This is a genomic window from Paenibacillus sp. UNC496MF (assembly GCF_900113915.1).
Taxonomy (GTDB): domain Bacteria; phylum Bacillota; class Bacilli; order Paenibacillales; family Paenibacillaceae; genus Paenibacillus_Z; species Paenibacillus_Z artemisiicola.
This window is the reverse complement of the sequence record NZ_FORE01000012.1, coordinates 182,458-208,087: the sequence shown is the minus strand read 5'-3', so window position 1 is coordinate 208,087 and position 25,630 is coordinate 182,458. Positions and strand designations below refer to the sequence as shown.

General features: G+C 63.4%; 22 protein-coding genes and 2 pseudogenes. 8 read left to right on the top strand and 16 right to left on the bottom strand.

The window, feature by feature from the left end:
• Nucleotides 1–4: 4 nt before the first annotated feature.
• The 8 genes from BMZ79_RS22260 to BMZ79_RS22225 form a co-directional block, all read right to left on the bottom strand.
• Nucleotides 5–472: an acyl-CoA thioesterase gene (locus BMZ79_RS22260; protein ID WP_090644025.1), complete on the bottom strand. Its 468-nt coding sequence runs from the start codon at nucleotides 470–472 to the stop codon at nucleotides 5–7.
• Nucleotides 473–665: 193 nt separating this feature from the next.
• On the bottom strand, nucleotides 666–1,739 hold the full coding sequence (locus BMZ79_RS22255; protein ID WP_090644021.1) for an ABC transporter substrate-binding protein: 1,074 nt from the start codon (nucleotides 1,737–1,739) through the stop codon (nucleotides 666–668).
• A complete protein-coding gene (locus BMZ79_RS22250; protein ID WP_090644018.1) occupies nucleotides 1,736–2,578 on the bottom strand; it encodes an ABC transporter permease in 843 nt (280 codons plus the stop codon). Before BMZ79_RS22250 ends, BMZ79_RS22255 begins: the two co-directional genes overlap by 4 nt.
• A 6-nt stretch (nucleotides 2,579–2,584) precedes the next feature.
• Complete coding sequence (locus BMZ79_RS22245; RefSeq protein WP_090644429.1) at nucleotides 2,585–3,340, bottom strand: ABC transporter permease; 756 nt, start codon at nucleotides 3,338–3,340, stop codon at nucleotides 2,585–2,587.
• Between the two features lie 80 nt (nucleotides 3,341–3,420).
• Complete coding sequence (locus tag BMZ79_RS22240; RefSeq protein ID WP_090644016.1) at nucleotides 3,421–4,521, bottom strand: ABC transporter ATP-binding protein; 1,101 nt, start codon at nucleotides 4,519–4,521, stop codon at nucleotides 3,421–3,423.
• Nucleotides 4,522–4,693: 172 nt separating this feature from the next.
• A complete protein-coding gene (locus BMZ79_RS22235; protein WP_177222271.1) occupies nucleotides 4,694–5,227 on the bottom strand; it encodes a zeta toxin family protein in 534 nt (177 codons plus the stop codon).
• A 100-nt stretch (nucleotides 5,228–5,327) separates the two neighbouring features.
• Entirely contained in the window at nucleotides 5,328–5,900 is a 573-nt protein-coding gene (locus BMZ79_RS22230) for a hypothetical protein (RefSeq protein WP_090644011.1), read from the bottom strand.
• The gene (locus BMZ79_RS22225; RefSeq protein ID WP_090644008.1) at nucleotides 5,897–6,406 is read right to left on the bottom strand and encodes a GNAT family N-acetyltransferase; all 510 of its coding nucleotides are present in this window, start codon (nucleotides 6,404–6,406) and stop codon (nucleotides 5,897–5,899) included. Before BMZ79_RS22225 ends, BMZ79_RS22230 begins: the two co-directional genes overlap by 4 nt.
• Nucleotides 6,407–6,593: 187 nt before the next feature.
• On the opposite strand from BMZ79_RS22225, the gene BMZ79_RS22220 reads away from it, so the two are divergent.
• The 3 genes from BMZ79_RS22220 to BMZ79_RS22210 all read left to right on the top strand — a co-directional run bounded on the left by BMZ79_RS22220 (nucleotide 6,594) and on the right by BMZ79_RS22210 (nucleotide 8,322).
• Complete coding sequence (locus BMZ79_RS22220; protein ID WP_256252982.1) at nucleotides 6,594–7,082, top strand: chromate efflux transcriptional regulator ChrS; 489 nt, start codon at nucleotides 6,594–6,596, stop codon at nucleotides 7,080–7,082.
• Between the two features lie 84 nt (nucleotides 7,083–7,166).
• Nucleotides 7,167–7,715 (top strand): chromate transporter, encoded by a 549-nt coding sequence (locus BMZ79_RS22215; protein WP_090644003.1) that lies wholly within the window; start codon nucleotides 7,167–7,169, stop codon nucleotides 7,713–7,715.
• 328 nt (nucleotides 7,716–8,043) lie between these two features.
• On the top strand, nucleotides 8,044–8,322 hold the full coding sequence (locus tag BMZ79_RS22210; protein WP_090644000.1) for a hypothetical protein: 279 nt from the start codon (nucleotides 8,044–8,046) through the stop codon (nucleotides 8,320–8,322).
• A gap of 144 nt (nucleotides 8,323–8,466) precedes the next feature.
• Here the strand turns inward: BMZ79_RS22210 and BMZ79_RS22205 are convergent, their stop codons facing one another.
• Nucleotides 8,467–12,966: a M20/M25/M40 family metallo-hydrolase gene (locus BMZ79_RS22205; protein WP_143089037.1), complete on the bottom strand. Its 4,500-nt coding sequence runs from the start codon at nucleotides 12,964–12,966 to the stop codon at nucleotides 8,467–8,469.
• 682 nt (nucleotides 12,967–13,648) lie between these two features.
• Between BMZ79_RS22205 and BMZ79_RS22200 the strand changes: the two genes are divergently transcribed.
• Both BMZ79_RS22200 and BMZ79_RS22195 read left to right on the top strand, forming a co-directional pair.
• Complete coding sequence (locus BMZ79_RS22200; RefSeq protein ID WP_256253042.1) at nucleotides 13,649–14,287, top strand: GntR family transcriptional regulator; 639 nt, start codon at nucleotides 13,649–13,651, stop codon at nucleotides 14,285–14,287.
• A gap of 240 nt (nucleotides 14,288–14,527) precedes the next feature.
• Complete coding sequence (locus tag BMZ79_RS22195) at nucleotides 14,528–15,448, top strand: GH25 family lysozyme (RefSeq protein WP_090643993.1); 921 nt, start codon at nucleotides 14,528–14,530, stop codon at nucleotides 15,446–15,448.
• 142 nt (nucleotides 15,449–15,590) lie between these two features.
• Here BMZ79_RS22195 and BMZ79_RS22190 read toward each other — a convergent pair whose 3' ends face one another.
• Nucleotides 15,591–16,169 (bottom strand): hypothetical protein, encoded by a 579-nt coding sequence (locus BMZ79_RS22190; protein ID WP_090643990.1) that lies wholly within the window; start codon nucleotides 16,167–16,169, stop codon nucleotides 15,591–15,593.
• A 328-nt stretch (nucleotides 16,170–16,497) separates the two neighbouring features.
• Here BMZ79_RS22190 and BMZ79_RS22180 point away from each other — a divergent pair.
• Nucleotides 16,498–16,760 (top strand): annotated as a pseudogene (locus BMZ79_RS22180) (ATP-binding protein); the annotation flags it as partial.
• A 170-nt stretch (nucleotides 16,761–16,930) separates the two neighbouring features.
• Here the strand turns inward: BMZ79_RS22180 and BMZ79_RS22175 are convergent.
• The 3 genes from BMZ79_RS22175 to BMZ79_RS22165 all read right to left on the bottom strand — a co-directional run bounded on the left by BMZ79_RS22175 (nucleotide 16,931) and on the right by BMZ79_RS22165 (nucleotide 20,970).
• On the bottom strand, nucleotides 16,931–18,637 hold the full coding sequence (locus tag BMZ79_RS22175; RefSeq protein ID WP_090643982.1) for a glycerol-3-phosphate dehydrogenase/oxidase: 1,707 nt from the start codon (nucleotides 18,635–18,637) through the stop codon (nucleotides 16,931–16,933).
• Between the two features lie 218 nt (nucleotides 18,638–18,855).
• Complete coding sequence (glpK, locus tag BMZ79_RS22170) at nucleotides 18,856–20,367, bottom strand: glycerol kinase GlpK (RefSeq protein WP_090643980.1); 1,512 nt, start codon at nucleotides 20,365–20,367, stop codon at nucleotides 18,856–18,858.
• A 48-nt stretch (nucleotides 20,368–20,415) separates the two neighbouring features.
• On the bottom strand, nucleotides 20,416–20,970 hold the full coding sequence (locus BMZ79_RS22165; RefSeq protein ID WP_090643977.1) for a glycerol-3-phosphate responsive antiterminator: 555 nt from the start codon (nucleotides 20,968–20,970) through the stop codon (nucleotides 20,416–20,418).
• A gap of 220 nt (nucleotides 20,971–21,190) precedes the next feature.
• Between BMZ79_RS22165 and BMZ79_RS22160 the strand changes: the two genes are divergently transcribed.
• A complete protein-coding gene (locus tag BMZ79_RS22160; RefSeq protein WP_090643974.1) occupies nucleotides 21,191–21,424 on the top strand; it encodes an H-type small acid-soluble spore protein in 234 nt (77 codons plus the stop codon).
• A 236-nt stretch (nucleotides 21,425–21,660) separates the two neighbouring features.
• Here BMZ79_RS22160 and BMZ79_RS22155 read toward each other — a convergent pair whose 3' ends face one another.
• Both BMZ79_RS22155 and BMZ79_RS22150 read right to left on the bottom strand, forming a co-directional pair.
• Nucleotides 21,661–22,326 carry a hypothetical protein gene (locus tag BMZ79_RS22155; RefSeq protein WP_090643972.1) on the bottom strand — a complete coding sequence of 222 codons (666 nt, stop codon included), beginning with the start codon at nucleotides 22,324–22,326 and terminating at the stop codon, nucleotides 21,661–21,663.
• Nucleotides 22,327–22,347: 21 nt separating this feature from the next.
• Nucleotides 22,348–23,682, bottom strand: a complete 1,335-nt coding sequence (locus BMZ79_RS22150) for an arsenic transporter (RefSeq protein ID WP_090643969.1) — start codon at nucleotides 23,680–23,682, stop codon at nucleotides 22,348–22,350.
• A 439-nt stretch (nucleotides 23,683–24,121) separates the two neighbouring features.
• Between BMZ79_RS22150 and BMZ79_RS22145 the strand changes: the two genes are divergently transcribed.
• Nucleotides 24,122–25,036: an alpha/beta hydrolase gene (locus BMZ79_RS22145; protein ID WP_256252970.1), complete on the top strand. Its 915-nt coding sequence runs from the start codon at nucleotides 24,122–24,124 to the stop codon at nucleotides 25,034–25,036.
• 194 nt (nucleotides 25,037–25,230) lie between these two features.
• Here BMZ79_RS22145 and BMZ79_RS22140 read toward each other — a convergent pair.
• Nucleotides 25,231–25,504 (bottom strand): annotated as a pseudogene (locus BMZ79_RS22140) (DUF805 domain-containing protein).
• Between the last annotated feature and the right edge of the window lie 126 nt (nucleotides 25,505–25,630).

Below are 25,630 nucleotides of genomic sequence, written 5' to 3'. Positions count from 1 at the left end.
TACGTCACTGTCCCTTCTCCGCCCGGGCGTCCGCTTCGCCCATGGCCGGCCAGTTGGCCGTCAGTCGATCCCACAGCCGCGGATGGCGCCGCTTCAGGTTGAACGGGGCGCCGTCGTCGCCGACGTACGCGTGCGCCGTGGCGCCCTCCGCCGCCAGCGTGCCGTCCCGCTTGAAGACGCGGTACCCGAACGCGAGCCGGGCACGCGTCAGCTCCGTCAAGGACGCGTGCACCGCGATCCGCTCCTCGGGCTTCAGCATTTTTTTGTAGACGCAGTCCGCCTTCAGGCAGACGAGCGAGATGCCCGCGCGATGAAAAACGTCCATATAGGGAAACCCATGCTCCGCCATCAGCTGCATGCGCGCATTCGTGAACCAGTCGAACGTCTTGGCGTAATAGGAGATTCCGGCTGCGTCGCAGTCCCCCCAAGTCACCGTCATGTCGTACACGTAATCAGGACGGAATTCGGTCATGCCATGCCCTCCGATCTAAGATGTAATCCTTACCAGCTTGCCCGTCCGATCGGCCGTTCAAGCGCCCGCGCGCCGGCCGAATCGTCCGGAAGGACGACAAAAAAGCGCACAAAGCGCTTTTTGCCCGTCCTATTTACCTAATTCGCAGGCGGATCGCGGAATCCTGCCATCGTCCTAAATTTTTTATAGTGTCTTACTTTTTATGCATCTTAAACTCCAGGAACAGCTCGTTGTAGTGCGACAGCATCTTCTTCCCTAGATTCCGGTAAACCTCCAGCTTGGAGGTCAGCTCCGGATCCGGGTAAAACCGCTTGTCCCCCGAGATATCCTCCGGCAAATACCCCATGGCGCCTTTGTTCGGCGTGGCGTAGCCGACGTACTCGGCGTTCTGCGCGGCATGCTTCGGATCGAGCATGAAGTTGATGAACGCGTGCGCGCCTTCGACGTTCCTGGCCGTCTTCGGGATGACCATGTTGTCGAACCACAGGTTGGAGCCTTCCTCCGGCACGACGTAGTCGAGCTTGTCGTTGGCGTCCATGATTTCCGAAGCGTCCCCGGACCAAACGACCCCGACCGCCGCTTCCTCGTTCGCGAGCAGCATCTTGATCTCGTCGCCGACGATCGCCTTCACGTTCGGCGTCAGCTCGCCGAGCTTCGCCTTCGCCTGCTGGAGATGGTCCTCGTCCGTGTCGTTCAGCGAGTCATGCAGGCTGTTCAGCCCGAAGCCGATCACCTCGCGCGCGCCGTCGACGAGCAGAATCTGGTTGCGCAGGCCTTTGTCCCACAGGTCGTTCCAGCTCTTGAACGTCCGCCCGCCGAGCATGTCCGAATTGTAGACGATGCCGACCGTGCCCCAGAAGTACGGGATGGAATATTCGTTGTTCGGATCGAACGGCAGGTTCATGAACCGCGGGTCGACGTATTTCAGATTGGGCAGCTTCGACTTGTCGATCGGCAGCAGCAGATGCTCTTGCTTCATCTTGTCGATCGCGTATTCGGAAGGCACGCTGACGTCGAAGGTCGTGCCGCCCTGCTCGATCTTGGTCATCATCGCCTCGTTGGAGTCGAACGTCTGGTAGATGACCTTGAGCCCGGATTCCTTCTCGAATTCGGCGATCAGGCCGGGGTCGATGTAATCGCCCCAGTTGTAGATCGTCAGCGTGTTCGCGCCGGAGAAGCCTTGGGACGAATTGAGCGCCGAAGCGCCGTACAGGAGCGCGAAACCGAGCGCGACCACGAGGATCAGCATGCGCAGCAGCTGGTTCATTTGTTCGGCAGCCCCCATTCCGCGTTCCGGCCGCGCCGGCCGGCCGCCCCCGCTTGCCCGCGGCGGCTGATGAAGTAGTAGCCGACGACGAGCGCCAGCGTGAACAGGAAGATAAGCGTCGACAGCGCATTGATGGACAGCGACACGCCTTGTCTAGCTCTCGAATAGATCTCGACAGACAACGTCGTGAAGCCATTGCCCGTGACGAAGAACGTCACCGCGAAATCGTCGAGCGAGTAGGTCAGCGCCATGAAGAAGCCGGCGAAGATGCCCGACTTGATGACCGGCAGCACGACCTTCGTCAGCACGTCCCATTCCGTCGCGCCGAGGTCGCGGGCGGCGTCGAGCAGCGTCGGGCTCATTTCCTTCAGCCGCGGCAGCACCATGATGACGACGATCGGCACGCTGAACGCGATGTGCGAGATGAGCACGGACGCGAAGCCGAGCTTGATGCCGAGCATCGTGAAGAAGATTAGGAACGACGCGCCGATGATGACGTCCGGGCTGACGATCAGCACGTTGTTCAGCGACAGCAGCGCGTTCTGCCGCCGCACCCGGCGCGTCCGGTGAATCGCGATGGCGCCGATGACGCCGAGAATCGTCGAGATCGCCGACGAGAACAGCGCGATGACGACCGTGTTCAGCACGATGACGAGCAGCCGCGCGTCCGCGAACACCTCCCGGTACCAGTGCCAGGCGAAGCCTTCGAAGCCGTGCATCGTCTCCCCGCTGTTGAAGGAGTAGTAGCCCAAGTACAGAATCGGCGCGTACAGGACGAGGAACACGAACCACAGATACAGGTTGGACGGTTTGAATCTCCGGTTGAAGGGATTCCGCATGGCCCGTTACCTCCTCGTCCGGACGCGGTTGCCGGTCAGCAGCATGATGACCGCCATCGCGATGATGAGAAAGACCGCGATCGTCGCCCCCATGCCCCAGTCCTGCGTCACGAGAAAATGCTGCTCGATCGCCGTGCCGAGCGTGATGACCCGGCTGCCCGCGATGAGCCGCGTGATCATGAAGAGCGACAGCGCCGGGATGAACACCGCCTGGCAGCCGGACTTCACGCCGCTCAGCGTGAGCGGGAACACGACGCGCCGGAACGTCGTCCACGTCGAAGCGCCGAGATCGCGCGAGGCGTCGAGCAGCGACGGGTTCAGTTCCTCGAGCGCGTTGAACACGGGCAGAATCATGAACGGGATGAAAATATAGACCGACACGAACACGAAGCTGAAATCCGTGAACAAAATTTGTTGCCGCCCGATGCCGAGCGTCTCCAAAATCGCGTTCGCCGCGCCGTACGTGCCGAACAGCCCGATGAACGCGTACGTTTTGAGCAGCAGGTTGATCCAGCTCGGCAGAATCAGCAGCAGCACCCACAGCTGCTTGTGCTTCGTTCTGGTGAGCAGGTACGCCGCCGGATAGCCGACGAGCAGCGAGAACGCCGTGATGAGGAAGGCGTACCAGAACGAGCTGAACGTCATCCGCATGTAGACGGGCGTGAAGAAATGAGCGTAGTTCGAGAACGTGAAGGCGCCCTCCACGTCGAACAGCGAATCGTAGACGATCAGCGCGATCGGCGCGAAGACGAACAGCAGCATCCAGAGCAGGTACGGGACAAGGTAGACATTGCGCGCGCGGGACGCCGCGGCGCCTTGCGCCCGCGTTTCCGCCGCCGCCCTCACGAGTACGCCTCCAGCCGCTTGTCGAATTCCTCTTCCGTCTCGTTAAAGCGCATGACGTGGATCGCCTTAGGGTCGAACGTCAGGCCGATCGCCTCGCCGACCTCCGCCTTGCGGGTGGAGTGCACGAGCCAGCGGTTGCCCGCGCCGTCGGCGCATTGGATTTCGTAGTGCACGCCGCGGAACAGCCGCGTCTCGACGCGCACCTCCAGCTTGCCTTCGCCGGGACGCGTGATCTCCAGGTCCTCCGGGCGGATGACGATGTCGACCGGTTCGTTCGGCTGCAGCCCTTGGTCCACGCAGGCGAACGATTTGCCCGCGAACTCCACGAGGAAGTCCTTCGTCATCCGGCCGGCCACGATGTTGGATTCCCCGATGAAGTCGGCCACGAACCGGTTGATCGGCTCGTCGTAGATGTCCGTCGGCGTGCCGCTCTGCTGGATGATGCCGTTGTTCAGGACGAAGATCTCGTCCGACATCGCGAGCGCTTCCTCCTGATCGTGCGTGACGAAGATGAACGTGATGCCGAGGCGGCGCTGCAGCTCGCGCAGCTCGACCTGCATTTCGGTCCGGAGCTTCAGGTCGAGCGCCGACAGCGGCTCGTCGAGCAGGATGATTTCCGGCCGGTTGACGATGGCCCGGGCGATGGCGACGCGCTGCCGCTGCCCGCCGGACATCTCGTGAATCTCGCGGTTCTCATAGCCGGCCAGGTTGACGAAGCGCAGCGCTTCCAGCACCTTCTCCTTGATTTCCGCCTGCTTGAGCCTCTTGATGCGCAGGCCGAAGGCTACGTTCTCGAACACGTTCAGATGCGGGAACAGCGCGTAATCCTGGAATACCGTATTCACCTGCCGCTTGTTGGCGGGCACGTGGTTGATCACCTTGCCGTGAAAATAAATGTCCCCCCGCGTCGGCTCCGTGAAGCCCGCGATCAGCCGCAGGATCGTCGTCTTGCCGCAGCCCGACGGGCCCAGCAGCGTGTAAAACTTGCCGCGCTCCATGTCGAAGCTGACGTTCTTGAGGACGGCTTCGTCGCCCTCGTATTGCTTCGTGACGCCCCGGAACGAAATGATCGTTCCCGGGTTGTCTGGTCCGTTCATGCTCGCGATCCCTCCTCTAGGCTCTCCTATCATGTCGAATCAGGCCGTTAACGCTATCTTGAATCGCAACGCAATCGCCCCCCGGGCATTGAAGCGTTGCCTTGTAAAGGCGACTGTAAAGGCGACCGGCCGCGCCTTGCCGGGGGCCGTCCCGCCGGACGGCCGGTCGGCGTCACTCGACGACGAAGCGGTCCTCGCGCAAAATCGCCTCGACCGCTTGGCCCAGCGTCAGCGTCGTCGTATCGAGCGCGTGCGCGGTGCCGGCATGGTCGGCGAGCAGCTCGCGCAGCACGACGCCGCACCGTTCGCCCATGCGCAGCTCGGGCGGCCGCTCCGCGTCCCTCCGGCGCAGCTCGCCTTCCTCGGCGACCAGCAGCGCGAACTTCAGCGCCGCGAGGCCGGCCGTCTCGCCGAGCGCCGCGCGGAACAGCGCGATATCCTCGCGGAACGCGACGTAATTGACGACGACGTCATGGCCGGTTTCCGCGAAATTCCGGGCCAGCGCGCCGATGTTCCGCCACATCAAGCCGACGTGGAACGGACTTTCCCACGGCGCGCGGTTGCCCCCGGCGACCATATGGTACACGTCGTCGCCGTCGATCAGCGCGCTGCGTTCGAGCCGCTCCGCGATCGCTCGCGACGTCGTCGATTTGCCCGCGCCCGGCGGTCCGGACAATAAATAAATGACCGGCTTGCGATCCTTCATGGCGATCCGCTCCTCTCCTTTCATCCATCCATGATATTCGGCATGGTGCCGGCCGGCGCGAAAGCATAGAGCCGACCGACCGATGCCGTGCAGGTGCCTCTTAAGCCCCCGTCAGAATCTTCCCGTTCGCGTCCGCCGCGCGCACGACGAAGCTGCCGACGTCCTGCCCGCCCAGCTCCTTCGTCGCGATGGCGTACTTCTCTCCGACCTCCAGCTCGACATAGACCGTGGACGCTTGCTTCACGTCCGCGGCGCCGGCGGGATCGGCCAGCGTATCGTTGCTGACGATGACGGTCTTGACCGCCGGATCGAAGGATTCCGCCGCGAAGACGACGGCGATCTTGCCGTCCGCCTCGCCCGCGCCGGCCGAGAACCAGGCGTACCTGACCGACTCGCGTCCCTGCAGCGCCGCCATCTCGACCGACGTGCCCGGCTCGTACAGCAGCCCCCACTTGCGGTGCACGATCTGCGCCTTGCTTTGGCTGCCGTTCGTCAAAATGGCGATCTTGTCGCTGCCGAGCGCGCGCTCGTAAGCGACGCTCTGGCCGGCATAGGACGCGGAATGCGCGAAGGCGCTCCGCGCGCTGAAGTAGCTCCCGGACTGGTCGTACGCAAAATAAAGCACCGCGACCGCGATCAACGCGACCGCGAGGATCGTGTTTCGTCTTCTCATTCGGCGATCATCCTCTCGTAGCGCAGCTGCACGAATTCCTCGCCCCGGGTGACGACGCGGCGCGCCCCGTCGGCCCGGAAGCCCTGCCGTTCGTAGAAGCGTCTCGCGCCTTCGTTGCGTTCGAGCACCCACAGGCCGGCCAGCGCGCAGCCCTTCTCCCGAAGCCGCTCGAGGCCCCAGGCCATCAGCCGCTGCCCGAGCCCGCGCCCCCAATATTCCCGCAGCAGATAGAGGGCGGTCACTTCCCCGTCCGACTGCCGCGCATCCGTCGGAAAGCGCAGGCTGATATAGCCGACGGCCCGGTGGCCGATCAGCAGCATGCCGGTATGCTCGGGCTCCCGGAGCCGCTCGCGGCACTCGGACTGCCGGCTTTCCGCGGTCACGCGGTTCAGGAAATCGTTCGGCAGCAGCTTCCGGTAAGCGTCGTGATAGCTTCTCGCCTGCAGCTCGCCGAGCTTGTCCCAATCCTCCGGCACCGCCCACCGGATCAAAGCGGCTTTCAACACGTTGTACGCAGCTCCTTCGGCTCAGATTGTTCGTATGCGCATGTGAAAGTATTATACCAACGGGCCGTCCATTTGAGAATGCGCCAATTGCTTTCGCTGACATAACGAAAACAAATTCACATATCCTCTTTCGTAACGCAAACCAATATGCTACGATGATTTCAAAATGACAGCAAGGAGTGGAGACGTGACCGCCAAACCGCCGCAAGATTTCGCGCTGCCCGCCGTCGACCTGGACGAAACCGACCGCAAAATCCTGACGTCGCTGCACGAGAACGCGCGCATCTCCTATACGGAGCTCGGCAAGCTCGTCGGCCTGTCCCGCGTCGCGGTGCAGACGCGCATCGCCGCGCTCATGGACGAAGGCGTCATCGAACGGTTCACGGCCGTCATCAACCCGGCCCGGATCGGCATCGACATCTCGGCCTTCTTCAACGTCGAGGTCGAGCCGCAATTTCTGGAGGACGTCTCCGTCAAGCTCGCGGAAGAGCCGGAAGTGACCAGCCTCTATCATATGAGCGGGCCGAGCAAGCTGCACATGCACGGGATCTTCGCATCGATCCGGGAGATGGAACGGTTTCTCGTCGAGAAAGTGTACGCCATGCCGGGCATCGTCAGCGTCGACAGCCAGCTGCTGCTGAAGCGCTACAAGAGCCGCATGGGCATGAAGCTCTAAGGCGGTCAGGATGCCGCAGGCCGGAAGAAGCCGCAAGCCGTAACCAGAGAAGATAGATGAAGGATACGAGAGGACGGAGAGCCCATGTGGACTGAATTATGGAAACTGTTTATTTCGTTCGGACGCGCGACGATGCTCGGCTACGGAGGCGGGCCTTCGATCATTCCGCTGTACGAGAACGAGGTCGTGAGCCGGATGTCGTGGATGACGACGGAGGACTTCGGGCACGCGCTCGCGTTCGGCAACTCGCTGCCCGGACCGATCGCGACCAAGCTGGCCGCGTATATCGGCTTCAAGGTCGCCGGCTGGGCAGGCGCCTGCGTCGCGCTGGCCGCCGTCGTCCTGCCGACCGCGCTGCTCATGATCGTGCTCGTCGGCGTCATGTCGAAGCTGCAGAACAATCCTTACATTAAAGGCATGATCCGCGGCATTCAGCCCGTCATCTTCGTCATGATGGCGATGCTTGCCTACGACTTCGCCAAGTACGCGATGAAGACATCGCCCGGCTTCATTACGTTCATCCCGTTTCTGCTCGCGGCGGCTTTTTTCGTCTCCGTGTACTACCTGAACCTGAGCGCGGTCTGGGGCATCGTCGGGTCGCTCGTCATCGGCGCGCTGTTCCTGCGGGGGTAGCCTCCGATCGGAACGCCGTGCCCGGCGGAACAGGACCCGGCGGAAGGCATATCGCCCGTCCGCCGGGTCCCTTTTGTTGTCCTCCCGTTCCCGCCGCCGCCGCGATTTTCCCTTCCCGCCGATCCGCTCTGCTTTCCTTTCCTTTCCTTTCCTTCCTTTCCTTCCTTTCCTTCCCGCTCCCCCGCCGCCCATACACCGGACGCCCGGCGAGCGCATAATTTAAGGTAGCCCTGTTGAACTCGGGTACCGTTCCGTCCGCCTCGCCGGCGGGGCCGTTCCCGCATTACTGCCGCACGCTCGCTTGCTGGCCGGGAAGGAGGCTTGCCGAATGAAGAAACGGAATGCAAACGCGGCCGCAAGCGCCGCCGGCAACAACCAGATCGCCGAGTCGGAGAAGCTCTCCGACAAGCTCGCCGTCATCGGCGGCGCCTTCGCAACCCTCGGCGACTTCCTCGGAACTCTCGCGGCCATTATCGCGATCGAGGAGACCGCCGCGGACGAACGGCAGGCCGAGCAGGAGAAGAACGAGCAGCAGGCGAAGATGGCCGACATGCAGCGGCAAATCGATGCCCTTCAGCAGAAGCTCGAACGCCTGAGCAAGTCCTGAGCGTCCGGGAACGGACCGGCGTCGGCATTGACTATCGTTCGTGCACGCACCCGGGACCTCTCCCGGCATCCGCCATAAGAAAAAGGAACCGCCGACGCATCGGCAGTTCCTTTTTTTATGATACCGCTATGTCTCGCGGGCGAGTTAAGCAAGCTCCAGCATGCGGCTAATGATGACCGCCGCTTGGGCGCGATTCGCGACGCCCTTCGGAGAGAACGCATCCGGCGACGTGCCGGTGATGACGCCAACTCCCGTCAGCAGCGCGATCGCGTCCTTCGCGTAGGCAGCGATGCTGCCTTGGTCCTTGAACTTGGACAGCTGAGCCGGATCCGCGGCAGGAAGCTCCTTGACGAGCTTCAGCAGATTCGCGGCCATAACCGCCATTTCTTCGCGCGTGATCGGACGGTTCGGGTCGAACTTGCCGTTGCCGACGCCTTGGGCGATGCCCGCGCCGACGGCTGCCGCCACCGCGTCGTAATACCAGGAGCCCGGCTTCACGTCTCCGAAGACGAGCGTCGGACCGTCCGCCTTCAGGTTGAAGGCCCGGACGAGCATGGTCAGGAATTCCGCCCGCGTCACTTGCTTGAGCGGCGCGAAATTCCCTTTGTCGTCCACGCCCTTGACGATGCCTTTGGCTGCCAGGGATTCGATGGCCTCCCGTGCCCAGCCGGCGATTGGCCCAAGGTCACCGAACTGCGGAAGGTTACCCGGTTCGGACGGATTGCTCGGTCCGGTCGGATCGACCGGTCCGGTCGTACCGCCGCCATTACCGCCGCCGTTGCCACCGCCGTTGCCACCGCCGTTGCCGCCGTCACCCGGCGTCGTCGGCGGTACCTCGCCGTTGCCGTCGTCCGGCGCCGGATCGTCGGCAGCGCGCTCCGGCGAGGCCGCATAGATCGCGTTCGCCAGCAGGCGGAATTGGAACTGCGGATGCGCGCGGTTCGTCAATTCGTTGGCGAATACGGTCACGTTGACCGCGTCCGTCTTATACGTGAACGCGATTGTGCTGCCTTTCGCGCGGTCGTGGTTCGGCCACCAGCCGGCGAGATAGAAATCGTCGTCCGTGCTCGCCGTCGCGATGACGTTCGCGCCTTCCGGAACGGCCGTGATGTAGGAGCCGGACACCGTGTACAGATACTCGGTTTCCTTATACGGCGCCGTAATCAGGCTGTCCTGCGACAGATTCGTCTTGAACAGGCCCTCGTGCGCGTTGCCCGTCGTCGTAAAATTGAAGCCCGGCAGCAAATTCGAGCTCTTGAGCGCGTTCATTACGCTCCGGCCGAAGCCGATGTACGGTTTGCCCGCGCCGATGTAATCATTGCTGTTGCCCGTGTTAACGAGCACGTCGCTCGCCGCCGGATCGGCCGCGACGTCGAAGCCGAGACCTTTCAGGACGAAGGCCGGCACGCCCGTTGCGGCGACCTTGATCGGTTTCAGCAGCTTGCCTTCCTTGCTGCCGCTCTCGTCGAACGGCACGACGTCCAGCAGGTAGTTGTCCATAACGGTCTTCAGATTGGCGTACGAGACGAGGAAATCGCCTTTTTCGTAGCCATTGCCGCCCTCGCTCAGCAGCGTGACCGCTTTGCCCGCCTTCACCAGCTCGTTGACCGCCTTCAGCGCGTCGTTATTCGTGCCGCGAATGACGTAATGCACGGCGGATCCCGCAAGCGTGGTCGTAGGGATCTCTACCGATGTGACCGGCGTCGTCTTGCCCGCGAAAGCGCCGGCTTCACGCACGATGTACCGGTCGAAGCCCCTCATATAGGAGAAGCTTTGGATAATGTCGGCGTACATCTCGCTGAAATCGGAGACGTCGATGCCGTCGTACAGCACCAGGTTCGCGTAGCCGCGCTTGGCTTGGTGCATGTTGACGATGTAGCTGCCCGCCGGATGGACCGTTTCGCCGACGGTGACCGGAACGGTCGATTTCTCGATTTTCACGCTGTTCCGGAGCAGGTACCGCACCATGTTGTACGCTTCGAGCTCGTTCTCCTGCACGGACGGATCGACCGGCAGCACGTAATACTCAGGGAAGAAGTTATCTGCGCCGTGGCGCGGTCTGCCGATGACTTCATTGTTCGCGTTGATCAGATACTTGTCGACCGTGCGGCTGTCCACGTTCTCGACCCCGCGCTTGTACACTTCGAGTTGATTCAGGAATAATTGATCTTTATGGTCCATGACGTATTTGGTCGATGCCATGGCGGTATAGAAGAGCGCGTTTACCGAATCCTCGTTCAGTTCCGGGATCTCGACGGTATGGCCGAGCGCGCCCTGATGCATGGCGAAGACGGCTGTGTATGCCGGGGACGCGTCGTCCCAGCCCGTCGCGTTGGCGATCGGCTTGTAATTCGGGTCCTCCGCCTTCTTGCGGGCTTCTTCGTACGGAATATGGAAGACGTCGTACTTCGTGTTCGCGACGCCCGCGCGGCCCATCGCATTCGCTTGATCGACCATGTTGTCGATGAGCAGGTCATATTCGAAGTTCGGATCGTGCGGCGGCGTGCACGGCTCGATCAGGAACTGCTTAACGAAGCCGTGGAAATCCAGGAACGACAGCGGCGACCACTTCGTGATTTCGCTCGCGACGATTTGCGTTTCCGGCTGCGTTTGGTACGAGTTGTCGCGATTCAGGTCGAAGCTGTTGGCATTGGCGCGCGTGTTCAGATAGCGGCCGTCCGGGTTCTCCGTGTAGTTCATGAGGAAGATGACGTTGTCGAGCGCCTTGTCGACGTCGATGGACACTTTCTGCGGATTGCCTGCGGCGTCGGTCGTATCGTACGTGACCGCGTCTTGGCTCGACATCGCGTCGAACACGTCCAGAATCGCGTCGATGCCCGGTGCCTCGTCCGGATGGATGTTGTTCAGCCAGATCGGCACCTTGTAATCCGCCAGCTCGCCGTTCTTGATCTTCGCCTGCAAGCCTGCCGGGTCGTTGATCATCGCAGGGAGCGTCTCGTTCACGTATTGATCGACGGACGCCTTGTCCTTCGCCAGAATCGTGAAGTAGATGTTGCGCCCTTGCACCGATTGGCCGAGGACGCGCGTCTCGATGTAACGGCCTTCCTTCGCTTTCGCCGTGATGGCGTCGATCGCCGGCTTAAGCTCGTCGTACGTGTGATAGGAATCGTACGGGTTCAGCTTGACTGCGGCGGAAGCGATGACGTTGTCCGATTTGCCGGTAACGGCCAGGTCGCGCGTGCCGATCATCTCCGGATAACGCGAACGGAAGGAGCCGGACAGATCGCTCGTGCCGTAAATCAAATCGAACGTGACTTTCGCCTTGACCCTCGTGCCGTCGAGCACCGGCGGCTCCGCCAAGTAGATGAACGGCTCGCCGTTGTAGCCGGCCGGGCTCGCCGTGCTCCATTTCTTCCATTCGGTCAGCGGCTTGCCGCCGTACGTCCATTGCAGATCGTCCAGCGTCGAAGTCGACGGCAGCTCGAACTCGACGTCGATCGTACGCTTCTCCGTCATGGACGCCTTGTCGTCGCTTAAGGTCAGCGCCTGCGGCTCCGGAGCCTTCAGCTCCAGCAGCAGCGTCGACAGCACCTTGGTGAAGGCCGTCAGATGCTCTTCGATCCGACCCGGGTAATTCTCCGTGATATACGCGAGCTTGTCCTTGCCCGTATGCCAGATTTCCCCGTCCTTGACCGTCTGCGTATAGCCGTCCAGGTCGCCGAGCGCCCAGTTCGTCGCTTCCAGATAGCCGTACGGAATGCCGGCCTTCCGGAACGCCGCGTGGTCGCTCCAGTCGCCGGTCGTGCCGGCCGGGTAGCTCGGATTCAAGCCCGGGTTCGTCTTCAGGTCGATGCCGAGACGCTGCGCGATTGCCAAGCCCTGGTCGCGCACGAAGCCTTCGTTGCCTGCGCTGCCGTAAATATTGATGTCGTCGCCGACGGCGAGGCTGTCCAGGTTAATCATGGCAACCGTGTTCTTGATGTCTTCGGGCGTCATTTGGGAGACGTAGTACTGCGAGCCGCGCGTACCCGCTTCCTCCGCGCCGAACGCGATGAACTTGATCGTGTACGGCGTCGTCAGCTTGGATACCGTCAATGCGGCTTCCATCATGACCGCGACGCCGGAGGCGTTGTCGTCCGCGCCCATGCTGCCGCCGCTGCTGACGGAGTCGTAATGCGCGCCGACGATGACGGTCTTGTCGGACGTGCCCGGTTTGGCCGTCGCAATGATGTTATTCGTCGAGACCGTTTTGCCGGACCGGGTATAGGTGAACGGCTGTTTCTCGACGGACAAGCCCATTTTCTCGAATTCGTCCTTGATGTAGTCGCCGGCGGCGGCATCTTGATCGCTTCCCGCGGTCCGCGTGCCGATGTTCGTCGCCAGGTAAGTCAGATACTGCGAAGCGGCGTAGCCGACATCGCCTTCCTTCAGGCTCAGCAGCGGCGCGTCGAGCGTGGACGCCGCAGTTCCTTCGTCAGCCGGCGTGCCGGCTTCCGGTTCGGTCGCTGGCGGTTCCGCTGCCGGCGGTTCAGTCGCAGGCGGTTCCGCTGCCGGCGGTTCAACGACCGGCGTCGCTGCTCCGGCGGACGCGTCTTCCGCGTATGCGGCCGGCACGACGGCCGCGACGGCCATCATGAAGACGAGCAGAAGCGAAAGCAACCTTCGGGCTATCTTTGTTTTCAATAGATTCTCCTCCTCGTGAACACAATGAATGAATAATAGATTCATAGCTTCCAAACAGGCATCGCGAATAACGACTTCCCGATAGCGGCGACGGGCGTGATCCGTTCCCTCGTCTGCTCGGGAAAGCCCCCCGAACAACGGCTTCCTTCCTCAATCCGCTAAGCATCACTCCGTTCCGTGCTGTCGTGCTCTTCGCTATCGACCGGCAGGAAATCCGGCTTGGCCGGACTTTCGCGCCGGTTCGTAATTGCGGCCGCGCGCCGGAGCGCGCGCAGGACGCAAGATGCGATACCGTTTGAAGTTTCGGCGGCGGCATGCTGCTCGGCCGCTGCGCACCGCCGCCTATAAGATACGCTAGCAAGTCAACAAATCTCCTGGTAATGACCATTTGTTGATTTGTATACAAAATACACGTCTCCGATGTGATGGATTATAACATCGGCATTTTCTTCCTTCAATGCAAAACTTCAAAAATATGGCTGACAACCTTCGAAAATATCATTCTTTAGCGAAATATGTAACTTTAAATGTTAATAATATGTCAGATCCCTGTCTTTTCTCGTATAAGACAGCTTGTCTCTTCTGCTTGCGCAATGTTAAAATTAACTATTATACCTAACGTCGCAGCACTCGCGAAACGGGAGTCTTCCATCCTCGGCCGAAAGGAGAACGATTCTTGCAGATGCCCAAATATCGGTCTCTGAAGGACCATGTCTATGACTACATCGCACAGAAGATTCAAGACGGCACGCTGCTTCCGAACGATAAAATCAACGAAGCGGAAATTTGCAAGCAATTGGAGATCAGCCGGACGCCCACGCGGGAAGCGCTGTTTCAGCTCACGTCGGACAACCTGCTGGACTATTTGCCGCGGCGGGGCTTCACAGTCAAGGTCTTCGACGCCAAGGAGAAATACGACTACTCCCGCATTATCGGCACGCTGGACGCGCTCGCGGCCGTATTGGCGGTCGACTTCCTCGACGCGAACGATCTCGCGGCGCTGGACGCGCTCGTCGTCCGCATGGACCGCGACATCGAAACGATGAATTTCAAAGGCTATCATGCCAATCAATACGAATTCCATGCCCTGTATATCCGCAAGTCGGACAATCCGGTCCTGATCGACATGATCGCCTCGCTCAAAAACAGCTTCGTCCGCCAATCCTATTCCAGCGCGGACAAACAAAGGCTGACGACCGTTCTTCGCGAGGTCAACGCCGAGCACCGCAACATCCTGGAGCTGCTGCGGCTGAAAGACAAGCCGAAGCTTGAATGCGCCTTGAGGCACCACTGGCGCATCATCGATACCGAGATGCTGTGACCGGCACGGCGCCCTCCCCCGAACGGAGGGCTTGGCCGCCCCGGACGCGAAGCGAATGCCCCCTCTGGGGGTTTTTTATTTTCCGGGCACGCGCGAGCAGCCGTCCCCCCGAACGGGGACGGCGGACCGGGGATGAACGCCCCGATTATCCCGATTTCGGGCGCTTGTACCGGAACGGCCTTCCTCGCAGCCTCATAATCTATTAAGAGAGAGAATACGAGGCGAAGGAGCCGTGATGGCATGCAAGCGAGAAGCGCAAGCAACGTGAACGTCATCGATGTCTCGCATCATCAAGGCATCGTGGACTGGGACAAGGTACGAGCCGCCGGCGTTGCCGGGGCATTCATAAAAGCGACGGAGGGCACGGGCTTCAAGGACCCGGCGATGGCGACCAACGCGGCGAACGCGGCCGCCGCGGGGCTGAAAATCGGGTTCTATCATTACGCCCATCCGGAGACGAACGACGCCGAGGCGGAGGCGCAGTTCTTCGTCGCGCGGATCTCCGGCTACAAGGCCGACTTCCCGCACGTCCTCGACGTCGAGGGCGACGCGTCCAAGGTGCCGTCGGCGCAGTTGACGGATTGGTGCGCCGCGTGGCTGCAGGAGGTCGAACGGCTGACGGGGCACGATACGATGATCTACACCGGCGCGAGCTTCGCCAAGTCTTATCTGGGCAAGAGGCTCGGCGCGTGGCCGCTCTGGATCGCCCATTACGGCGTGAACAACCCGATGGATAATCCGACGTGGGACGAATGGGCGGTCTTCCAGTACACGTCGACGGGCTCCGTCAGCGGCATCGCCGGCAGCGTCGACCTGGACGTCATGGAAGAAGCGTTCTACCAGAAATATTCCGGCGCCGACGCGGTGAAGCCGTACGACGACGAAGATACGATCAAGGTGGTCGTCAACGACAAACTGGCCGCCTACGGCCGCAACCGGAACGGCACGGTGTACGCGCCGCTGCGGCAGATCGGCGAATCGCTCGGCGCCGTCGTGACGTGGGACGCGGCGACCCGGATGCCGTACGTCAACGGCGTGCCGGTCGCCCAGTTCACGCTGATCGACGGGTCGGCCTACGTCAGCGTCCGCGCCGTGGGCAGCTTCCTCGGCGGCACGGTGTCGTGGGACGGCAAGAACCAGAAGGTGTACATCTACTATTGATGGCGGCGGCACGGCGGCAAGCCCCGCAAGCCGCGCGCGAAAAAACGGGACGGTGCCGCGCCGACGCGCTGCCCGTCCCGTTCTCGTTCCGTTGGCGCCGCGATGCGATTCGCGCCCGCCTCGTCCCAGCTCGCCAGGCTCCCTAGCCCCTTCGTTCGCCGTCAAGCCCCTCCAGCGCGGCGTCGACCTGGGCGAGAATCAAGTCGGCGTATTCCGCCTTGTGAAGCTCGACGAGCCCCGGCTTCACGACGCCGACGAGCTCGCGGATCGTCTCCAGCGCGGTCCGAACCTCGCCCTGCGCGCCGGAGCGCGAGGCGGGCGCGGCCGTACCCCCGCCGCGGACAAGCCCGGGGCCGAGAACGAAGTCGGTCCCGCCCCGCTCCAGCCGTTCGCGGAGCGCGCGCAGCTGGCCGGCGCCGGCGTCGAAGCCGGACTGCCGGCAGATGCAGACGAGCTGCCCGGTGCCGGACGCCTCGTCCCACCGCTGGTACACGTCGAACAGCGCCGCCGGCTGCTCCGCCGTCCGCAGGTTCAGCTCCACGCGCATGCCCGAATGCGCCGGCGTCACGAACCGGTCCGCCTTGGCCAGCGACCCGCCGTCCACAAGCTCCCGCCAATCCTCGGCCGGCGGGAACGCGGCGGCCGCTTCCATGGATGCGTTCCGAATCCGGTAATCCGCGCCGATCTCGAAGTGCGGCACCGGCAGTTCCGTGCGCTTCATCGTCCGCTCAGCTCCCTGCTTGTCCGTCTTGCGCCGCGCTCCATATCGGCGGCCAGCCATTCGCTCAGCTCCAGCAAGCCGGGCGTCGGCACGACGCGCTCCGCCGCCCAGCCGTGCGCGAGGTACGGCTCCGTCAGCCGCCCGCCGAGCAGAATCGCCGGCTCGCGGGGCAGCCGGCCGAAGGCGTCGACGTAGCCGCGCAGCCGCGGCAGATGATAGACGACGGAGACCGACAGCCCGATCGCGTCCGGCTTCCAGGACAGCGCGCTCGCGAGCGCGTACTCGAGCGGCAGATCGGCGCCGTAGAACCGCGCGTCCCAGCCGTGCTCCGAACGGCGGGCGCATCCACGTCCGGTCCGCTTCGGGACCGGACGGCCGCGTCGGCGTCCGGTTAAGCGACAACGGCCTGGCATTCCCGAAAGCAAGCTGGCCAAGCTCGGGGAGCCGTTCTACTCCACGAAGGAGAAAGGCACCGGCCTCGGGCTGATGGTCAGCTACAAGATCATCGAAAACCATCAGGGCGGCATTCAGTTCCAGAGCAAGGAAGGCGTCGGCACGACCGTGACGATCGACCTTCCGGCCGAGGCGTAAGCGGCGCTTAGGGCGGTCCGGCCGCGCGGCCGAGGAACGGCAGGCCGCGCGACGAGCGGCGCGCAGCCGGCAAGCCGCGCCGAACGAGCAAAGCCTCCGCACCGCACCCTTCGAGGTGTTGGTGCGGAGGCTTTGTTGCGATCGATTCCGCCTTCGGCGCGCCCGTGGCGTCACACCGGCTGCGGCTGCGGCTGCAGATCCGGCTGCGGCTCCACGGCTTCGGCCAGCAGCCGGTCCACGTCCGAGGCGTACGCCTCCCGCTGCCCGGCGGTCCAGCCGAGCCGGTCCGCCATCGCCGCGACGACGGCCGCCTTCCGCGCCCGCACCTCCGCGATGCGGAAGAACAGGCCGCCGCTCCGGCGGACGAGGAAGTCCGCGGGCTTCGCCGCCATCTCTTCGTCCATCGCGTAGCGGAGCTGCACGGCCAAGGCGAGCGGCAGCCCGTGCTTCGAAGCCCACGGCTTCGCCGCCTCCCCGAGCTCGAACAGCCGCGGCGCGTTGGCGCCGTAGCGACGGGCGAGGAACGCGGCCTCGTCCGCGGAGAAGCCGCGGCGCATCCCTTCGCCCGTCTTCGTGCGGACGTACGCCTCGAAGTTCCTGGAGCCGCCGAGGTCGCCGCCGGAGATCGGAATCGTCTTCGTGCCGCTCGCCGGCAGCTTGCGCTTGCCTTCCGCCAGCATCAGCTCCGCGACCTTGTCGACGACCGTCTCCGCCATCTTGCGGTAGCCCGTCAGCTTGCCGCCGGCGATGGAGACGAGCCCGGACGGCGAGACGAAGATTTCGTCCCGGCGCGAAATCTCCGACGGCGATTTGCCTTCCTGCTGGATGAGCGGCCGCAGGCCCGCCCAGCTCGACTCCACGTCGGCCGTCGTCAGCGCGAGATCCGGGAACATGAAATTCGCCGCTTCGAGCAGATACGTCCGGTCCGCTTCCGTCATCGTCGGATGCGCGGTGTCGCCGGTATAGTTGGTGTCCGTCGTGCCGAAATACGCCTTGCCCTCGCGCGGAATCGCGAACACCATCCGTCCGTCCGGCGTGTCGAAATACACGGCTTGCCGCAGCGGGAAGCGCGCGCCGTCGAACACGAGATGCACGCCCTTCGTCAGCCGCAGCGTCTTGCCCTGCTTCGAGCCGTCCAGCTCGCGCACCCGGTCGACCCACGGACCGGCGGCGTTCACGATGCGGTCGGCCGCGACCGTGTACGACTCGCCGCCGATCAAGTCGCGAACGACCGCGCCGGTCAGCTTGCCGCCGGCGTCGTACTTCAGCTCCTCGACCTTGGCGTAATTGACGGCGCGGGCGCCCCGCTCGACCGCCTTCTTCATCACTTCGATCGTAAGGCGCGCGTCGTCGGTCCGGTATTCGACGTAATAGCCTCCGCCCTTCATCCCGTCGCGTTTCAGCAGCGGCTCCTTATCCAGCGTCTGCCGCGCGCTCAGCATGACGCGCCGTTCACCCCGCTTGACGCCGGCCAGGAAATCATAGACGCGCAGGCCGATGCTCGTCGAGAATTTCCCGAACGTGCCGCCGGCATACAGCGGCAGCAGCATCCATTCCGGCGTCGTCACGTGCGGCCCGTTCTCGTAGACGACGGCCCGCTCCTTGCCGACCTCGGCCACGACGCCGATCTCCAGCTGCTTCAAATACCGCAGGCCGCCGTGGACCAGCTTCGTCGAGCGGCTCGACGTCCCCGCCGCGAAATCCTGCATCTCCACGACCGCCGTTCGCAGCCCGCGCGACGCCGCGTCCAGCGCGATGCCCGCCCCCGTGATGCCGCCGCCGATGACGAGCAGCTCCGGCGGCTTCTCCTGCAGCTCGCGCAACACGGCCGTGCGGTCCTCCGCCGCGAACCGTCCGTTCTTCGTCGTCCTTGTCATGATGAGTACGCCTGCCTTTCCCCTGTTCAGTGTACGCCGGAAACCTTCGGCCCGCGCGCGGACGAACCTGCCCTAAGCATCATTACCCGAAAGGCCGCCTGCCGCATGCAAAAAACCACGAAAAATCGCCGCCCGCGCGCTGTTAAACGCCCCGGCCGCAATCTTCGTGGTTTCTCCGTGTCTCCAACCGTTATTAACTTACCGCTACTATACCACGCCTACTCGCAAAAAGCCATGGCCGCTTTTACCGCGCGCAGCCAGCCGTCGTACAAGGCCGTCCGCCGCGCCTCGTCCATGGACGGCGCGAACGTCCGCTCGACCCGCCGCAGCGCGCGAATCTCGTCGCGGCCGCTCCAATAGCCGACGGCAAGGCCGGCCAGGAACGCCGCGCCGAGCGCCGTCGATTCGTTCGCCGCCGGCCGTTCGACCGGCACGCCGAGCAGATCGCTCTGGAACTGCATGAGCGGATCGTTCGCCACCGCGCCGCCGTCGACGGCAAGCGCGCGGAGGGCGATGCCCGACTCCGCTTCCATGACCTTCAGGACGTCCTTCGTCTGGTAGGCGAGCGATTCCAGTACCGCCCGGACGAGATGCGCCTTCGTCGTGCCGCGCGTCAGGCCGAACATCGCCCCGCGCACGTCGCTGTTCCAGTACGGCGTGCCCAGTCCCACGAACGCGGGCACCACGTAGACGCCCTCCGCCGACGGGGCCGCGAGCTCGGCGGTTTCCGCGGCCGAGGCGATCAGGCCAAGCCCGTCGCGCAGCCACTGGACCGCGGCGCCGGCGACGAAGACGCTGCCCTCGAGCGCGTACTCGACGCGGCCGTCCGCCTGCCAGGCGATCGTCGTCAGCAGCCCGCTGCCGCTCTTGACCGGCCGCTCGCCGGTGTTCATCAGCATGAAGCAGCCGGTGCCGTACGTGTTCTTCACGCTGCCCGTATCGAAGCACGCTTGCCCGAACAAGGCCGCCTGCTGGTCGCCGGCCGCGCCGGCGATCGGAATCGCGCGTCCGCCGAACAGGGAAGGCTCCGTGTAGCCGTACACCTCCGACGAGGAACGCACCTCCGGGAGCATCGCCTTCGGCACCTTAAGCAGCGCCAGCAGCTCGTCGTCCCATGCGAGCTCGTAGATGTTGTACATCAGCGTCCGCGAGGCGTTCGTCGCGTCCGTCACGTGCGCCGCCCCGCCGGTCAGCTTCCAAACGAGCCACGCGTCGACGGTGCCGAACAGCAGCCCGCCCGCCTCCGCCCGCTCGCGCGCGCCGTCCACGTTCGCCAGAATCCAAGCGACTTTCGTGCCGGAGAAGTACGGATCGATCAGCAGCCCCGTCCGCTCCCTGACGGCGTCCCCGTGCCCGTCCGCCGCGAGCCGCGCGCAAATGTCCGCGGACTGGCGGGACTGCCAGACGATCGCCGGGCAGACCGGCTCGCCCGTCTCGCGGTCCCAGACGATCGTCGTTTCCCGCTGGTTCGTGATGCCGAGTCCGGCGATCCGTTCCGCCGGCACGCCCGTCTCCGCGAGCACCCGCCGCATGACGCGAAGCGCGGAAGCCCAGATGAATGCGGCGTCCGCCTCGACCCAGCCCGGGTGCGGATAGCTTAGCGGCAGTTCTTCCCTCGCCATGCCCGCGATCGCGCCGGACCGGTCCACGAGCAGCGCGCGCGTGCTCGTCGTGCCTTGATCAAGCGCCAATATATAGCCGTCCTCGAATTTGTTGGCTTCGTTGTTCACCGTTTCTCCCCCTTCAATGCGGCCGCGGCCCCCTACGCCGCCGGCCCGTTACGCCTCCCACAGCTCGCGGCGCGACGTCGTCACCGCGGCGGCGCCGGCCTCCAGCGCCTGGCGGACATGCGCCTCCGTGCGGATCAGCCCGCCCGCGATGACGGGCACCCCGGTGCGCGCCTTGACCTCCGCGATGATTTCCGGCATGATGCCCGGCAAGACCTCCACGTAGTCCGGCTGCGTCTTCTCGACGAGCGCGTAGCTGCGCTCCAACGCGTCCGAATCCAGCAGGAACAGCCGCTGGATGGCGATCAGCCCGTTCTGCTTCGTCCGCTGGATGACGCCGGCCCGCGTCGAGATCAGACCCGCCGGCCGCACGGACTGGCATAGAAACTCCGCCGCGTATTCGTCGTTGCGCAGGCCGTCGATCAGATCGGCGTGCAGCAGCACGTCCTTCCCGTTCGCCCGGGCCAAATCCGCGATCGGCTTCATTTGGCCCACGTGGCCGCCGAGCAGCACGAAGCCCGGGAACGGCGCGGATAGAAGCGCTTCCACTTCCTTCAGCTTGCGCACGGCCGGCAGGACGCGCCCGCCCGGCTGAAACAGCTTCATTCGCCATAACTCCTTTCGCCGCCGCTGGCCGAAGCCTCTTAAGCCCGTCGCGGCGTCGTTCGTCATGATTCAATATGCCAGATTTCACTCGCGTTGACAATCGAAGGCGGACGGCGTTTTTTGCCAGCGCGCGTTCTTTTTCGGGCGTCATGCATAAACCCGCCCGCGAAAGCGGCATATTGAGGGGGAAGTCCAACTCGCCGAACAAGGAGGCCGCCGCATGAACAAGCTGCGCGCGCAAGAAATCGCCGAATCGCCGGTCATGGCCGACGTCGTCTGCGACGGGGTCCCGATCTACATCCAGCACGTCGACGAAGAAAACGACACGGCCCGCGTCTACCCGCTGGGCAAGCCCGACGAGGAGCGGACCGTGCCGCTAAGCAGCCTGAGCGAACCGTCGCCGTTCCAATCGGACGGCATCCAGATGATGTGCCCGCCGTCGCGGGAGACCTGATCCCCGGCACAAAAAAAGAGACCCGCGGCAACGGGCTGCGGGTCTGAAGTCTTGCTATATAATAGGGGGTTGAGACTTATTATAGGGACCGAAGATTAAAAGAAGATGAAAATGGCGTTGCAGTTCCGTTACAAATGCGTGTCAATCCGGTGGACGATCGGCCATCGGCGAGGGACGCTGCCGTAAGCCGGGGCTTCGGCGTCTTTTGGCGTCCGCGCCGGATCGCCCGTCCGCCGTTATAAGGGAGGCATGTAGAGCGACTTCAGATGGTCGAGCAGGTAGTACGCGCTTTCCCCGTTCGCGTCTCCGATTTCGACCATGCCCCCTCCGGCTTGCCGGACCATGCCGACGATTTCGGCAGGCCCGCCGACGTTGAGGAGCGCGAGGCGCCCCTCCGCCAGCTTGACCTGCCCCCGGAACGATTCCGCGAGCCGCTGCCGGCGGGCGGCGTCCTTCGCGGATGCGCCGACCTCGGCGCTTGGATACGGCTCGTACGCCATCGGGTACGGGACGAGCCACTTCAGATGCTTCAGCGCGACGCTGAGCCCGGGATAGAGCGGCGTATAGATCTGCAGGTAATCCGGCTTGACGGCCGTTACGAACCCTTCGAGCACGGAGCCGCCGACCTGCAATTCGACATAACGTCCTTCCGCCGCCTTCAACATCCCTTCCATGCTCGCAACCTCGCCCCCGTACGCCGGCGCCGACGCTTCCGCTTCGCCGCCGCCGAGGCTCTCCCGCACTCGCTGCACGTGCGCGAGCGGCATATAGACGAACCGCTCCCGGTCTTGCATGACGAGCAGGTCGGCGCCCGCCTCGATGACGATGCCCTCGATGCTCCGCTTGCCCGCCATGTCCGCCAGCACCTGCTTTCCGATCCACTTCTCCAATGATGTCTCCATGCTTATCCACTCCTTTCGCAGTTAGAATAGCCACTTCACCCAATACGCGAGCACGATCAAGGTAAACACGACCGTGACCGGAATCGCGACGATCGTGACCCGCAAATAATGCAGCCAGCTGATTTTCACGCCGCCCTTGTTGACGATGTGCATCCACATGAGCGTCGCGAGCGTGCCGATCGGCAGCAGCAGCGACCCGATATCGCTTCCGATGACGCTGGCGAGGTACGAGATCTTGATCGTCAGCGGATCCAGGCCCATATGGGTCAAGGTCAGCGTGCCGACCATGAGCGCCGGATGGTTGTTGAACAAGTTGGACAGCAGGCTGAGCATCGCGCCCATCAGGACGCTGGCGTTCAGCAGGCCGCTCGAGACGATCGGCTGCAGCACGCGGATCAGGTAGTCGGTCAGGCCGATATTGTTCAGGCCGTAGATGATGACGTACATGCCGAACGCGAAGACGAGAATGTACCACGGCGTTTTTTTGAGCATATCCATCGGGGTAACCTTCAGGTGCAGCCAGCGCCAAGCCAGCAGCACGGCCGATCCGATCACCGCCATGAGCGATACGGGAATGCCGACGTAGGACGCGACGAACAGGCTGACCCGCACGCAGAACACGAAGATGAGCACGTTGCGCATGAATTTGGCCCGGTTGCCGTTGTCGCTGTACACCTCCTTCAGCGGGTGGCTGCCCGGCATGAAGCCGTGCTTGGGCGCCATCGGGATCCGCTTCGGCAGCGTCTTGTAGAAGATCGCGTACAGCATGCCCGCGAGCACGCATAGACCGAGCGATGCCGGCACGAACATCATCGCGGTATGCATATAGAGGCTCATATGGACGATTTTGAGCGCGATCAGGTTGACGATGTTGCTCACGCCGATCGGGGCGCTCGACGCCGTGGCGATGATGGCGCCGGAGATGAGGTACGGTATTTTCTGATGGGGCTTCAGCCCCATGTTCTTCAGCAGCATCAGCAGAATCGGCGTCGTGATGAGGATGCTTCCGTCGTTGTTGACGAACAGCGTCATGAGGAAGCAGAACAGGTTCGTCAGCCAGAACAGCCGGATGCCGGAGCCGTTCGCCTTCTTCGCCAGCAGGTCCGCCGCCCAGTAGAAGAACCCGAAGCTCTCGAGCACGATGGCCATGACGATGGTCGCCATGATCGTGATCGCCGCGCCGCCGATCGTTTCGAGAATGCTTCCGAGATCGGACAGCGAGACGCTGCCGCTCAGCAGCACGAACGCCGCCCCGATCGAGGCCGGGATCGCCTCGTTCACGTTGGGCCGCCAGAAGATGAACCCAATGGTCAACAAGAAGGCGCATACCGTCGTGAGGACCATTAAATCATGCATGTCTCCACCTCTCTTTCCATGGGGGATGTAGGATCCTGTGCTGTGGCGTTGCCGCTCCTACCGGAAATCGGGAGCCGCGGGAGACGATGCGGTTTTCATAGATTCGTGCCGCCGGGAGGCGATCTACAGCAAGGATGTACTGTATTTATACGTCCGAGACAGATAGCTCGTACTGGTCGATGAACCCGACTCTATGAAAACCATCGTCTATCAATTGTTGACGTTTGCCCGCGGGTGACGTTTGCTGGCCATGGACGGCGGCCCGGCCCGCGGAGGACGAACCGGGCGCGCGCCGGCCGGACGCGGCGAGCCGGGCCTGGGCGCATGCCCGCGCGGCGGCCCGGGACCGCGCCGCCGAAATTGCGCCGGGCGGGTCACGCGCCCGCCGTGCCGGGCGTATAGTAAAGTATCCAAACGACGGAAAGGAACATCGAATGCCATGACGTTTTATTTGTCCAGCCCGAACGGCGCGACGCATTACGCCAGCTACGGCCCTTACGGGAGAAACGGCTCGTACGGCTCGTACGGCAACGTCCAGCCGCCGGCGACGTTCTACTATGTCACGCCCGCCACGCAGTGGGCCGCCCATAACGATCCCGGCATGCGCCAAAAAGCGCAGCCGCTCACCTTCGTCCTCGTTCACGGCTCCTGGGCGGACGCCGGCTTCTGGGACGGCGTCGCCGCCGAGCTCCGCAAGCAGGGCCACACCGTCTACGCTCCCGAATACCCCGGCCACGGAGCCGATTACAAAAACACGACCGCGACCCATGCCATGATGTCGAAGGCCGTCGCCGACTACATCCAGAACCATGACCTGCGCGACGTCGTGCTCGTCGGCCACAGCTTCGGCGGTTCCGTCGTGCAGAAGGCGGCGGAGTACGTGCCGGACCGGCTGAAGCGGATCGTGTTCATCGACGGCTTCGTCGCGAAGGACGGCTCCAGCCTCGCGGACGAACTGCCGCCCCAAGGCAAAGCGTTCTTCAGCGGGCTCGCGGAGCAATCGGGCAACAACACGATCATGCTGCCGTTCCCGTTCTTCCGGGACGCCTTCGTCAACCTGGCGCCGCTCGAACTCGCGCAGAAGCTCTACGCCGGCATCAAGCCGGAGCCGGCCGGACCGCTGTTCGAGAAGCTCGATCTGAAGAAGTTCTACGAGCTGCAAACGCCGAAGAGCTACGTCTACTTGTACCAGGACAACGTGCTGCCCCAAGGCGAAGGCTACGGCTGGCATCCGCACATGTCGAGCCGGCTCGGCCAGTTCCGGCTTATCGTAGGCAATGCCGACCATATGACGTATTTCAAGACGGAGCCGAAGAAGATCGCCGAGCTGCTGTACATGGCGGGGCGCGATTGACGCGCTGAAGCGGGGCTGGGCGCGGGGCCGAGGCGCATGGCCGAGCCGGACGCGCCCGTCTTATGCCTGCGCCAAGCCAAGCCTGGCGCTCGGCGCAAAAAAAAAAGCGGAGCCGCCGTCTTGGCTGCTCCGCTTTTTTGCCGATTCCCTCGGGCCCAAAGGCCGCTCGGCTGTCTGATCCTATTCGCCTGCTTTTACTCGTATTTCGGATTCGGACCATACCGGTTGTCGCCCGGCTCGCCGTCGAGGCAGACGAAGACGAGCAGGACGATCGCGCCGACGAACGGGATGAGGATGATGAAATACCACCAGCCCGAACGGCCGGTATCGTGAAGCCGCCGGACCGTGACCGCGAGCGTCGGCAGGAGAACGGCCAGCGAGTACAGGCCCGCGAGCAGCCGGTTCCTTGCGTCTGGCCCGTCCCGTGAAGCCGACGTAATTTTGCAGCACCTTCAAGTACCATTCCATGTCCGCATCCCTCCGCATGAAAATTTCGCGCCTGCCTTTTAGCGTATTTTCTTCGTACGTCGACAATGCCATTCCGATTGGGTATCGTTAAACTTATCGCGCGAGGAGATCGGAGCGCCGGATGGA